Origin of the sequence: Marinobacter sp. (assembly GCF_965229985.1) — a bacterium.
Lineage (GTDB): Bacteria > Pseudomonadota > Gammaproteobacteria > Pseudomonadales > Oleiphilaceae > Marinobacter.
The window spans coordinates 619,097-631,670 of record NZ_OZ245935.1; the positions used below are offsets into that span (position 1 = coordinate 619,097).

The 12,574-nt window shown below is 59.9% G+C and carries 12 protein-coding genes; 7 read left to right on the forward strand and 5 right to left on the reverse strand.

Translation table 11 applies throughout. From position 1 onward, the window contains the following. The first annotated feature begins 52 nt into the window (after positions 1 to 52). The gene (locus tag ACO06L_RS02780; RefSeq protein ID WP_202346622.1) at positions 53 to 1,273 is read left to right on the forward strand and encodes a D-amino acid dehydrogenase; all 1,221 of its coding nucleotides are present in this window, start codon (positions 53 to 55) and stop codon (positions 1,271 to 1,273) included. On the opposite strand, the gene ACO06L_RS02785 is transcribed toward ACO06L_RS02780, so the two are convergent. The 5 genes from ACO06L_RS02785 to ACO06L_RS02805 form a co-directional block, all read right to left on the reverse strand. Next, on the reverse strand, positions 1,254 to 2,813 hold the full coding sequence (locus ACO06L_RS02785; RefSeq protein WP_202346621.1) for an FGGY-family carbohydrate kinase: 1,560 nt from the start codon (positions 2,811 to 2,813) through the stop codon (positions 1,254 to 1,256). The two genes, ACO06L_RS02780 and ACO06L_RS02785, sit on opposite strands and share 20 nt — an antisense overlap. Continuing rightward, positions 2,803 to 4,401 carry a glycerol-3-phosphate dehydrogenase/oxidase gene (locus ACO06L_RS02790; protein ID WP_202346620.1) on the reverse strand — a complete coding sequence of 533 codons (1,599 nt, stop codon included), beginning with the start codon at positions 4,399 to 4,401 and terminating at the stop codon, positions 2,803 to 2,805. Before ACO06L_RS02790 ends, ACO06L_RS02785 begins: the two co-directional genes overlap by 11 nt. A gap of 26 nt (positions 4,402 to 4,427) precedes the next feature. Beyond that, complete coding sequence (locus ACO06L_RS02795) at positions 4,428 to 6,032, reverse strand: FAD-binding oxidoreductase (protein WP_202346619.1); 1,605 nt, start codon at positions 6,030 to 6,032, stop codon at positions 4,428 to 4,430. A 121-nt stretch (positions 6,033 to 6,153) separates the two neighbouring features. Further along, positions 6,154 to 6,816, reverse strand: a complete 663-nt coding sequence (locus tag ACO06L_RS02800; protein ID WP_202346618.1) for a transglutaminase-like cysteine peptidase — start codon at positions 6,814 to 6,816, stop codon at positions 6,154 to 6,156. Between the two features lie 8 nt (positions 6,817 to 6,824). Next, a complete protein-coding gene (locus ACO06L_RS02805; RefSeq protein ID WP_202346617.1) occupies positions 6,825 to 7,475 on the reverse strand; it encodes a type II secretion system protein N in 651 nt (216 codons plus the stop codon). A 166-nt stretch (positions 7,476 to 7,641) separates the two neighbouring features. Between ACO06L_RS02805 and gspE the strand changes: the two genes are divergently transcribed. From gspE to gspJ, 6 genes are all read left to right on the forward strand, one after another. Then, a complete protein-coding gene (gspE, locus tag ACO06L_RS02810) occupies positions 7,642 to 9,150 on the forward strand; it encodes a type II secretion system ATPase GspE (RefSeq protein ID WP_202346616.1) in 1,509 nt (502 codons plus the stop codon). 3 nt (positions 9,151 to 9,153) lie between these two features. Next, complete coding sequence (gene gspF, locus ACO06L_RS02815; RefSeq protein ID WP_202346615.1) at positions 9,154 to 10,365, forward strand: type II secretion system inner membrane protein GspF; 1,212 nt, start codon at positions 9,154 to 9,156, stop codon at positions 10,363 to 10,365. 68 nt (positions 10,366 to 10,433) lie between these two features. Continuing rightward, complete coding sequence (gene gspG / locus ACO06L_RS02820) at positions 10,434 to 10,886, forward strand: type II secretion system major pseudopilin GspG (RefSeq protein ID WP_202346614.1); 453 nt, start codon at positions 10,434 to 10,436, stop codon at positions 10,884 to 10,886. A 6-nt stretch (positions 10,887 to 10,892) separates the two neighbouring features. Next, the gene (gene gspH / locus ACO06L_RS02825) at positions 10,893 to 11,423 is read left to right on the forward strand and encodes a type II secretion system minor pseudopilin GspH (protein WP_202346613.1); all 531 of its coding nucleotides are present in this window, start codon (positions 10,893 to 10,895) and stop codon (positions 11,421 to 11,423) included. Beyond that, positions 11,420 to 11,794, forward strand: a complete 375-nt coding sequence (gspI, locus tag ACO06L_RS02830; protein WP_064227993.1) for a type II secretion system minor pseudopilin GspI — start codon at positions 11,420 to 11,422, stop codon at positions 11,792 to 11,794. Before gspH ends, gspI begins: the two co-directional genes overlap by 4 nt. Beyond that, a complete protein-coding gene (gene gspJ / locus ACO06L_RS02835) occupies positions 11,794 to 12,570 on the forward strand; it encodes a type II secretion system minor pseudopilin GspJ (RefSeq protein WP_202346815.1) in 777 nt (258 codons plus the stop codon). Before gspI ends, gspJ begins: the two co-directional genes overlap by 1 nt. Positions 12,571 to 12,574 lie beyond the last annotated feature (4 nt).

Below are 12,574 nucleotides of genomic sequence, written 5' to 3' on the forward strand. Positions count from 1 at the left end.
CTTTCTGCCATTTCGAGCAGAGAGGAAACCCTGGGCGCTCACGGAGATTGGAATGAAGCGAATCGCAGTAATTGGCGGTGGTATCACCGGTATTACCACAGCCTACACCCTCGCCAAGCGCGGGCTTGATGTTACGGTCTACGAGAAGCACCGCTATGCGGCGATGGAAACCTCCTTCGCCAACGGTGGCCAGCTCTCAGCCTCCAATGCGGAAGTCTGGAACAACTGGCAGACCGTCATGAAGGGCATCAAGTGGATGTCCCGCCGGGATGCGCCCCTGCTGGTCAATCCCAAGCCTTCCTGGCACAAGCTGAGCTGGTTCGCCGAGTTCATCGCCGCTATTCCCCAGTACGAGAAAAACACCACGGAAACCGCCCGTCTGGCCATTGCGGCCCGTGATCACCTGTTTGCCTGGGCGCAGGAAGAGGGCATTGATTTTGATCTCAAGAAGCAGGGCATCCTGCATATCTATAGGGACAAGGCCGGGTTTGATCACGCCGCCAAGGTATCACGGCTTCTGGCCGCTGGCGGCCTTGAGCGCCGGTCGGTGACCCCGGAGGAGATGAAGGCCATCGAGCCGACGCTTGCCGGCACTTATTACGGCGGGTTCTTCACCGAGAGTGACTCCACCGGTGACATTCACAAATTCACCAACGGGCTGGCCGATGCCATCCAGCGCCTTGGCGTTAAAACCTGTTACGACCACACCGTGACCGAACTGAGCGCCGACGAGCGTAATGCCTGGGTTACCGCTCATGATGGCACCGAGCAATCCCGGGATACCTTCGATGGCGTGGTGATCTGTGCCGGTGTTGGCAGTCGCGGGCTTGCGAAAAAGCTGGGTGATCGGGTGAATATATATCCGGTGAAGGGCTACTCCATTACCGTGGAGCTGGACGACGAGGCCTCGCAAAAGGCGGCACCGACGGTCAGCCTGCTGGATGATGCCACCAAGATCGTAACCAGTCGCCTTGGCGATGGCCGTTTCCGGGTTGCCGGTACCGCCGAGTTCAGCGGTTACAACCGCGATATCAAGGATGACCGGATTCGTCCGCTGACCCGTTGGGTTGAGCAGTGCTTCCCCGGAGTCTGTACACGCAAGGTGGTTCCCTGGGCCGGATTACGCCCGATGCTGCCGAACATGATGCCAAGGGTTGGGCCGGGTCGCCTGCCAACGGTGTTCTACAACACCGGTCACGGTCACCTGGGCTGGACGCTCTCGGCGATTACCGCTGAACTGGTTGCGGAGAGCGTTACCGGGGATAGCCGGTAATCTCCCGGATTTTCCGGTACAGAGGTTGAAGCTGGGGGTACATCTTCAGATAAACCTCGGAATACAGCCGATGGTAAAGAGCCCGGGTTTCGTCGTTGGGGTGGAAGACGTCGCCCACCCGGGTCATGTTTGCCACGGCGGTGTCGAAATCCGGATGCAGGCCTAATCCCACGGCCGCGTCTATGGCGGCGCCGAGTCCGGAGGTCTCATAGGTGTGAGGCCTTTCGGCCGGCAATCCGAACACATCGGCGGTTAGCTGCATGGCGGCATCACTCTGGGAGCCACCACCGGCAACCCGGAGCTTCCTGATTTTAACGCCGCTGCGCTTTTCGATTTTTTCCTTTCCTTCCCGCAGCGCGTAGGCAAGACCTTCCAGAATGGCGCGATAAATGTGGGAGCGGGTATGAACGTCCCCGAAACCGATGATCGAGCCTTTTGCTTCCGGCCCGGGCTGGCGTACACCCGGTGACCAGTAGGGCTGCAGCATCAGGCCCATAGATCCGGGTGGCACCGCCTTGACCAGTTCATCGAATAGCGCTTCAGGCTCAATTCCCCGTTCTTCAGCAATTTTTTGCTCCCGCAGGCCGAACTCCCGCTTGAACCAGCTCACCATCCAGAAACCCCGGTAGATCATGACTTCCGTGGAGTAGTGACCCGGCAGCGCCGAGGGATAGGGCGGCATCAACCGGATCGGTTCTACATAGCGTTGGCTGGTGGTGTTGATGGTGGCGGTGGTGCCGTAGCTCATGCAGCCGATGTCCGGTGTCAGCCCGCCGGAGCCGAGGATTTCGCAGGCCTTGTCAGAAGCGGCAGCGATCACGGGCAGGTTCTTCGCCAGGCCCAGATGCCGGCAGGCTTCGTCGGTCAAATGGCCTAATGTTTCACCGGGCGCTACCAGCTCGGGCAGCATGGACGGCTCAACAGGCATGGTCTGCCATTTGAAATCCCGCGGGCCGGCCCAGCGGTGTTTCTTGTAGTCGAAGGGCAGGTAGCCGACCTGGCTTCCGGTTGAGTCCTTAAACTCCCCGGTCAGTCGGTAATTGAGGTAGCCAGATAACAAGAGGAAGTGCCGGGTTTTTGCCCAGATCTCCGGTTCATTCTGGACAATCCAGTTGGCCTGGGTCTTTTCCCGGAACCGGTTGATGGTGTCTTCCAGCCTGGCAAGTTTGAACAGCCAGCCCCAGGGCCCTTTGACCGGGCCTTCGACCTTTGCGTGGCGCTGGTCGAGCCAGATCATCGCTGGCCTCAGGGGGTCGCCGTTCCCATCCAGATTGATGACTGTGCCGCGCTGGGTGGTCACTGTGACGCCGGCAACCTGATCCGGCGTTGCTTTTGTGGAATTCCAGAGCAACTTACAGGCTTCCCCGAGCTGCTCCCAGAAATAGCCCGGGTGCTGCTCGGCCCAGCCGGGTTCTCTCGAGAAATAGGGCTCGATTTCCTGCTTGCCTTTGCCCACCAGGTTGCCTCGGGTATCGAAGAGCAGCGCGCGAACGCTCTGGGTGCCGTTGTCGATGGCCAGGATAAGCGGCTCAGCCGGCATCGGAGGCCTCCCCGGGTGGCAGCGAATAGGCGTTGTGATAGATCGCCAGGTAGCGGGCCTGTTCCTCCTCCCAGCGCTGGTCATCCCAGCCAAGCAGCGGTTGGCAGTGGTTGCGAATCTCCGGGAGAAGCGCTTTGCCGGCATTTGGCAGAATCAGGCCCAGTCGTGTCCGGCGCAGAAGCAAATCATCCAGATGCTGCACATCTTCTTTCTGGCAGGTCCAGCAGAGCTCCGCCCAGAGCAGGTCGGAGGCCTGATTCGGAGTGACAGGCTCCAGTGGGCCCGAGGCGACGAGTTGTTCAAGCTCGGGGCCATAGAAACCCTGGAGTCGCTGCCAGCACTGGTGGCCAACGGCGGCTGGTCTTGCCGAGTCTTTTGCTGCCCGAAATACCGGTTCGGATCCTGGCCGCAGAACCTTGCCGGGATCTTCGCCAAGTCCCCGGGTGAGCGCTTCCCGGGCGATGACCCGGAAGGTGGTGAGCTTGCCACCGGCGATGCTGATCAGCCCGCGGTCGACCCGGAGTTCGTGTTCCCGGTTTTCTTTGGAGGGCGCCTTGCCTGTGCCATCGGTTACCACCGGCCGCACGCCGGCCCAGGTTGAAAGTATATCGCCACGGGTAATGGGGCTGCCCGGAAATAATCGTGAGGCGATCTCAAGCAGGTAAGCAGTCTCTGCTTCGGAAATCACAGGCTCCTGATCAAGGTTCCCTTCATGGTCGATATCGGTGGTCCCCAGAACGGTCGTGCCCAACCAGGGGAAGGCAAACACGGGGCGTCCATCCTCGGGGTGAAACAGGGAAACCGAACAGGACACCGGCAGGCAGGACCAGGGGAGCACCAGATGGCTGCCCCGCAGGGGGCGGATGTTCATGGCAGCCTCGGAGGTGTCAGTGGATTGCAGCCGATCGGCCCAGGCGCCGGTGGCGTTGATGACCAGTGGCGCGGAGATGTCGATGGGCGTCTCGTTTTCCTCTGGCTGAATCAGCAAGCCCGATACCTGGCCGCCACTGCGTTTTACTTCGAGTGCCCGGGTGTAATTTAGGCAGAGCGCCCCATCCCTGCGGGCTTCGGCAATCAGCCGCAGGACCAGCCTTGAGTCGTCGGTGACCGCGTCGGTAAAGCCGCTGGCGCCGGCCAAGTTTTCGCTGGTCAGGCCCGGCACCCAGAGCATGGATTCGGCCGAGGTCAGGAAGTGGCGGCTGTGGTTGCGGGCAATGAAATCGTAAACCCGGAGCAGGGTCTGAAACAGTCGGGGCCCGGGAAACTGGCCTTTGAAGTGGGGCATGATAAAGCGCAGGGGGTCGATTAACCCTGGTGCTTCCGCCCTCAGTCGTTCCCGCTCCCGCACCGCGTCCCGGGTGAGACCGTAATGGCCGCTGCCCAGGTATCGAAGGCCGCCATGCACCATCTTGGACGAGCGGCTGGAGGTGCCCCAGGAAAAATCCTTCTGTTCAACCAGAAGCGTGCGCAGGCCGCTGCCCGCCGCTTCCCTGGCAACCCCGGCACCAGTGATGCCGCCACCGACCACCACCACATCAAATTCGTTGGTGCCTGAGTGCAGTGTATTGAGGGTTTCGGTCCGGTTCATATTGGGGCTCCCATTCAGCGCTGCGCTCACTTAACCAGTGTTTCCGGGTTCAGGATCGCGTCGGGGTCAAAGGTGCTGCACAGGGACCGGATGGCAAGCATTCCCAGTTCCCCTTTCTCCACCGGCAGATAAGGGGCGTGATCCTTGCCGACACCGTGCTGGTGGCTGATGGTGCCGCGGTTGTTCACGATCAGTTCGGACGTGCTGGTCTTGAGTTTTTGCCAGCGGGCGAGCGTTGCCTCGTAGCTGTCGCCCACCCGGAACACATACGTGGTGTAGATGCTGCAGCCCTGGCTGTAGAAATGGGACAGATGCGTGAATACGTGGGTGCTCTCCTGCTGGTCGGTCAGCCCTTCACGAAGATTGGTCTCGATCAGCCCCAGCAGATTGTCGACGTTGTCCCAGTCGGTGGCGGTCTCCAGCGTGTCAACGGCGTACCCCATCTGCCAGAGGGCCTCTCTCAGATAGGGCATGGTAAAACGCTTGGCCGCCCATTTATCGCCGAGCCGGGTGCCGGTATAGACGCCGTTCTGTGCCTTGCAGATGCTGCGGGCCTCTTTCAAAGCATTTCTGGTCTGGCGCCGGGTACCGGTGATGCCGAAGGTCATCATGCATTTGCCGGTGCCTGCGCCACGGATCGAAAGAAAGCTTTCGAGCATGCCGATCAATTTGGGGTGGCCGGCCAGGGCGAGCTGGGTTTCGGTTTCCACCGCATTACTGAGCCGGAGCATCGACAGCTGGGTGCGGTTCTGCACCAGCCGGCGGCTGGCCGTCCGGGCGCTTTCCCAGTCCGGGAAAAAGACCACATGAAAACTCTCATGTTCGGGAAGTGGGGTTACCCGAACCTTCACTTCGGTGATCAGCCCGATACGGCCTTCGGAGCCCAGAATCATTTCCCGGATATCCGGCCCGGCACTCGAAGCTGGAATTGTTGGCAGGGTGAGGGTGCCTTGGAGGGTTTCGACGCGGCCGCCCGAAAACAGTTGCTCAATGCGGCCATAACGCAGGGACTGCTGGCCACTGGACCGGGAGGCCACCCAGCCGCCCACGGTGGACAGCTCGAACGACTGGGGAAAATGCCCGAGTGTATAGCCGTGGGCCCGGAGCTGGGATTCCACCAAAGGGCCCGGCGTACCCGCGCCGAACGTCGCGATCTGGCTTTCCGGGTCCAGATCCAACAGGCGATTCATCTTGCCCATATCTACGGTCAGCACCGGCTTGCCCTTGTCCACCGGGTTGATATGCCCGGCCACACTGGTGCCACCACCGTAGGGGATCAGGTGGATGCTCTGCTCGGCGGCCCAGGCGAGCAGCGCTTGAACGTCGTCGCTGGTGGTGGGGTAGGCAACAGCATCGGGAAACACGCCAAACTCTCCGCTGCGCATCGCCAGCCAGTCCGCAAGGCTCTGGCCACGTGCATGCCGCACCCGCGTTTCCGGGGTTGTATCAACCAGTGCTTGCAACTCTGCGGGCGGGTTCAGGCGGGATTCCGGCACTTTGGCACAGACCGATTCCAGGGTGGCGTCCGCAAGTGGGCGGCCGTTACCGATCCGCGAAGCCAGAAAGTCCTGACCCTGTTCCGGCATTGCCAGATTGAATCCTTCGTCACCCCAGCCGTTCCAGCGTCGCATGTGTCTCATTCTCCCGGTTAAAAACAATGGGGCGCATTCTAGCGGGTCTGCGCCTTCTGAAGATGTCGCTTGGCGCCAATGGCGCTGTCATTTGCCGCCAGCCGATACGTTGAAATAGAGCTCAGGGCCGGAGTGACTCGGTCAGCCGGCTGTTCAGGTCCTGCCAACGGGAAAGCCTCCCCGCTTCGCCGATTCGGGTGCGCGCTCCGCCGGATTGATTGAGCCATAGGCCTTCGCCATTGAAGCTGTAAACAGGCTCAAGATCATTGCGTTGGGAGGCAGGTTTAATGTCATTTATAAGGTTATCGAGGATCAGCGGATCTGCGTCCGGCTCCGGATACCATGCCAGCACCATGTGGGCCTGGTTCAGCTCCAGGGCTTTGACATACACAATCCGCAGCTGGTCATCGGGCACGCCCATGGACTTGAGGGTCAGGTATTTGGCGATGGAAAAATCCTCGCAATCGCCGCCGTTGGTGGTGAGCAGTTCCACCGGGGTTGCCCAGTAGTCTTCCTCGCCCCAGTGGCGGATATCGCTGACAAAAGTCACCCGGTTGAAGAAGGAGTTGACCAGCCGAAGCTGCCGATCGATGGGGGCATTCGCGGCGAGTGCGTGGAGGCGTTGCCAGTTTTCCAGGCGCTGGTGGGCCTCGGTGCCGAACTCTTCCTGGACATAGTTCATCAGGCGGGAGCCGAGTTCGAAGGCTCCTACAACGGAAACCACGAACAATAACGCAGGCAGAAGACTGGAACGGCGGCGTATCTGGATAGCGGCCGTTTCCATGGGGCGCCTCAGTTATTGTTCCGTAGGCGTTCCCTGAGCTGCTCAAGGCGCCGGCGGATTTCCTCCCGGCGCTGCTCATCGCTGGTGGCGGAGGCGGGCGCTCTCGAAGGCGAGGGGGATGTAGCCTGCTGGGCATCAGCGGCCGGCTCTTCCTGCTGGTCAGCCGTGAAGGACATGCCGCTGCGGTCTTCTGCTTCCGGGAAGTACAGGTTCTCGAGTTTGCCGGAGCGCTCGATGATAACCCGGTTCGGGTGCACCGAGCGCAGGGTGGCGTTGCCGGGCAATTCGTCACCCACCAGGTAGGCTTCGGTTTTACTCTTGTCATCTTCGATCAGGGCGCTGCCCGGGAATTCGCCATCTGCGGCCAGGACGCCGCGAAGAAACAATCGAAGGTTGGTTTCCGGCAGGTTCTCGGTATCCATTTCCGCCGGCGCGCTTTCGCCCGACGCGGCCCCGAACAGATCCAGGGACGACAGGTTTACGCTGGGTGGCTCACGACCGGCAGCCGGATCGGAGACCAGTGGCTGCACAGTGTCGTTATTGCCTTGTTGGCTTTCCATTTGCCAGAAACGGTAACCCTGCCAGGCTGTCAGAGCGACCATGGCGGCCCCTGCCACGAGCGCGAGAATCAGGGGAAACCGTTCGTTGTTTAGGAGCATTGATTATCCTGAATGCAAGTTTGTGGGCCGGGAAAAAGCTCACAGGTTATCAGACTGCAACGTTTTATTGGCAGTATAGTGTATAGAGTTATTCAGCGGGTCCATATCCTGTGGTAGCCTTTCTGAATTAGTTGAATCGAAAAGGGTTTCACGAACGAGGACGACCTTGACCATAGACACTGAACTTCAGCCGCAGGATGCTCCGCTGGGCCGTCTTCCGTTTACTTTTGCCAAGCGCAACGGAGTAATCCTGACCCGTTCGGATGCCGGCGAGCCGGTTATTCTGGTTCGCCCCGGTGCGTCCCATTCCGCCCTGGCGGAAGCGAACCGTATCAGTGGCGGTCGGGCCCGTTTTGCCACCATTGATCCGGACCGGTTCGATCAGGCCCTGAATTCCGCGTATCAGAACGATTCCGCCGAAGCCATGCAGATGGTGGAGGGGATCGGCGACGATATGGATCTGGCGTCCCTGGCGGATTCGGTGCCGGAAACCGAGGACTTGCTGGAACAGGAAGACGATGCGCCGATCATCCGTCTCATTAACGCCATCCTGACCGAAGCGGTGAAAACCAGTGCCTCGGACGTTCACATCGAAACCTATGAAAAACGGCTGGTGGTACGTTTCAGGGTGGATGGCGTGCTGCGGGAAGTGGTAGAGCCCAAGCGGGCGCTGGCCCCGTTGCTGGTGTCCCGGATCAAGGTTATGGCGAAGCTGGATATTGCCGAGAAGCGCGTGCCCCAGGATGGTCGTATCGCACTTCGGGTGGCAGGGCGTGAAGTGGATATCCGGGTATCTACCATGCCGTCTTCAAGTGGGGAGCGCGTGGTGCTGCGTTTGCTGGATAAGCAGGCAGGTGCCATCCGCCTGGAATCCCTGGGTATGGCGGGGCAGGACCTGAAGGTTCTGCGCAAGCTGATTTATCGGCCCTACGGTATCCTGCTGGTGACTGGCCCGACCGGTTCCGGTAAATCCACCACACTCTATGCCTCGCTGCAGGAAATCAACGATCGCAGCCGCAACATCCTGACCGTTGAAGACCCAATCGAGTACAACCTGCCGGGGATTGGCCAGACCCAGGTCAACACCAAAGTGGACATGACCTTTGCCCGGGGCCTTCGGGCTATTCTGCGTCAGGATCCCGACGTGGTGATGATCGGGGAGATCCGTGACCTGGAAACGGCAGAGATCGCGGTACAGGCCAGTCTGACCGGCCACCTGGTACTGTCCACGCTGCATACCAACACCGCCGTTGGCGCCATCACCCGGCTTATGGACATGGGCATTGAGCCCTTCCTGATTTCATCGAGCCTTGTGGGTATTGTCGCCCAGCGGCTGGTTCGGGTTCTGTGCAAGGAATGCCGGGAGCCCTACACCCCCGCAGAAGAGCACTGCGAGTTCCTGCAGCAGGATCCCGCCAATCCGCCCACCATTTACCGGGCAACCGGTTGTAGCCATTGCAACCAGCTGGGTTATCGCGGGCGTATCGGTATCTATGAAGTGGTGGAAATCTCCGAGGAAATCAGCTCGCTCATTCACAGGCGGGCCGGAGAACTGGACCTGGAAAAGGTGGCTCGCCAGCATGGCCCGAGTATTCACGCAGACGGTGTGCAGAAAATACTGGATGGTGTGACCACGGTGGAAGAAGTACTCCGCGTTACGCACCGGGGTCAGTAAATCATGCCAGCTTACGAATACAAGGCGCTAGATTCCCGGGGCAAGCAGAAGCATGGTGTGGTCGAGGCGGATGCCCCTAGAGCCGTCCGCCAGCAACTCCGGGAACGTGGCCTGACGCCACTGGCGGTTGAGCCGGCAGCGGAAAAGCAGGCCCGTAGCAATCCCCTGAGTAGCCGGGGTTCGCTCGCCGCTGCCGATCTGGCGCTGGTTACCCGCCAGCTGGCAACGCTGATTCAATCAGGCATTCCCATTGAGCAGGCGCTCTCCGCAGCGGCCCAGCAGTCGCCGAAACCCAGGATACGCAGCATGCTGATCGCTATCCGGGCCAAGGTCATGGAGGGCTATACCCTGGCAGACAGTCTGGGTGAGTTCCCGCGCGCGTTTCCGAGACTGTATCGATCTACCGTTGCTGCAGGGGAACATGCAGGCCATCTGGACCTGGTACTCAACCGGCTGGCGGATTACACCGAAAGCCGTCAGGAGGCGCGTCAGAAAATTCAGCTGGCGGCGATCTACCCCATCATTCTGAGTATCGTCGCGATTGCCATCGTGGTGTTCCTGCTTACCTACGTGGTGCCGGATATCATCGATGTGTTTCTGAAGCAGGGACAGGAACTGCCAACGCTGACCATGGCGATGCTTGCGGTGTCGGAATTTCTGGCGGATTACGGTGTCTACCTGTTTATACTGCTGGTCGGTGCACTGATGGTGTTCCGGTTTTTCCTGACCAAGCCCGGGTTCCGGCTACGGTTTCACAAGCGCCTGTTACATCTGCCACTGTTTTCCGGGATGGTTCGCGGCGTAAACACCGCCCGGTATGCCAGCACCCTGAGCATTCTGACCACCAGTGGCGTGCCGCTGGTTGAGGCGATGCGCATTGCCGGTGAGGTGCTCTCCAACGATTTCCTGCGGCAGGAATTGCGGGATGCGGCCCGAAAAGTTAGTGAAGGCGGCTCGTTACACCGTTCCCTCGACCAGACCGGATACTTCCCGCCGATGATGCTGCACATGATCGCCAGCGGGGAGGCCAGTGGTGAGCTGGACAGCATGCTGGAGCGGACCGCGCGCATGCAGGAAAACACCCTGCAGTCCAAGATCGCCGCCATCGTAGGGCTGTTTGAGCCCATGATGCTGCTGGTGATGGGCGTCGTGGTGCTGATTATCGTACTGGCCATCATGTTGCCGATACTGAATATGAGTAATCTCGTGGGATGAAACCCACGCCGGATTGTCAGTAGACGAATCCGAACCGAAAGCAATCCATGCCAATGACGAGTGAGACAATGACCATCAAGAACCTCAATACACACAACTCCAACCGTGGCTTTACCCTGATCGAAATCATGGTGGTGATGGTGATCCTGGGCCTGCTGGTGGCCATCGTGGCCCCCAACATCATGGGCAGGAGTGATCAGGCAAAAGTCACCGTGGCGGAAACCCAGTTGAGCAACATTGCCAATGCACTGGACCTGTACCGCCTGGATAACAGCCATTATCCGTCGACTCAACAGGGCCTTGAAGCACTGGTATCCAGGCCCAGCGGCAGCCCGGAACCGAAGAACTGGAACCCGGACGGTTACCTGAAGAGTGTTCCTGAAGATCCCTGGGGAGCCGAATACCAGTACGTGAGCCCGGGCACGGAAGGCCCCTATGATCTGTATTCCTATGGCTCCGACGGCCAGGAAGGCGGCGACGGCGACGCTGCCGATATCAGCGTCTGGAATACCGAGGGCTAAATTACTGTGCAGGTCAGATCCCGACAGACCGGTTTCACCCTGATTGAAATACTGGTGGTCCTGGTGGTTGTGGGTCTGCTGGCCTCCCTTGCCGTGTTTACAATGGGGGGAAGCTCCCAACAGCGGGAATTGGAAAACGAAGTGCGGGAGTTGTATCTGCTCATGCAGACTGCTTCCGAGCAGGCGGTGCTCAACAACCTGGAACTGGGTTTGCGGCTGGAGGAAGATGGCTACCAGTTCGTGGCCTTTCAGGATCAGACCGGGGACTGGAAAGCCTCTGGCGAGCGCATGTTCCGGGCCAGAAGCCTTCCCGAATGGCTGACCGTTACCGAGTTTATTGAAAGCGACGCACCGCGGTTGGCTTCATCCGAAGACACCTTGCTCCCGGATGTGGTGTTCTTCTCCAGTGGCGAGACAACGCCGTTCGAGCTTGAATTCACCATCGGCAACGGGTCAGACACCATGCATGTGCTGGCTTCTGATGGCGTGTCGCCCATGGAATGGCGCAAGCCGAGCGATGAGGGGAGTAGCGGGTGAGAACGCAGAAAGGGTTTACCCTGATCGAAGTGCTCATCGCTCTGCTTGTTTTCGGCCTGATCGCGACTGCAGCAGCCGAAGTCGGCAGCCAGTACATTTCCAGTTATGAACGGGTGCGGGACAAAACCCTGGCAAGCTGGTTGGCAGAAAACCGGATCAACGAAATCCGCCTTCAGGAAAACATCCCGGGAATCTCCGAGAACTCCAAGGATGCCGATTTCGGGCCTTATCGTTGGCGGGTAACCACTGCGATACTTGCCACCGCCGAGGCGAAGATGCGCCGCGTGGAGGTCACTGTCGCCCGTTACCGGGAGGAAGGCGCGCAGCCGGTTCCGATACATACCCTGTCTGCTTTCGTGGGGGCACAATGATGTCCGTGCCTCGCCAGCGCTGCCAACCGCGGCAAAATGGTTTCACCCTGTTGGAGGTGTTGATCGCCGTCACCATTACCGCCGTCATTGGGCTTGGTGTGTGGCAGGTTATCAATGGGGTGGTGAATTCCCGTGATCGGGTAAACGAACTGGCTGAACAGTTTGACGGTCTTCAGCGTGCCATGCTCTTGCTGGAGCGGGATATCATGCAGGTGGTCAACCGGCCGGCCAGGGATATCTACGGCGATTTCCAGCCCGCATTGTCCAGCCGAGAGGATGATTTCTCTCTGTTGCTGACCCGCCAGGGCTGGCGCAATCCCCTTGGCATCCGCCGCAGTGGCCTGCAGCGTGTTGGCTGGGAATACACCGGCAGTGAATTGCGGCGCCGGTATTGGCCCATGGTAGACCAGGGCCAGGAAGATGACAGCCGTGACGTACTGCTTCTGGAAGGCGTAAAACGCCTCGAAGTACGGTTTTTGGATTCCAACCGGAGCTGGCAGCCCCAGTGGCCAACGGATGAAGTGATGGCCGGATTGACCCCTGGTAGCCGCCCGGATATTCCATTGCCGTTGGGAATGGAAGTGACTCTGGAGCATGAACGTTTCGGAACGCTGGTGAGGACCTTTGCCCTGCCGGATTTTGATCCGGCAGTTGCCCAGGGTGCCCTGAATCAGGCCAACCAGGCTGCCAGTGAGGCGGAAGAGGAAACTGCCGAAGAGGAGACCACTACAGAACAACCCGGTGAGAATACCGGCGCAACCGGGCAGGGGGGCTAGGCCG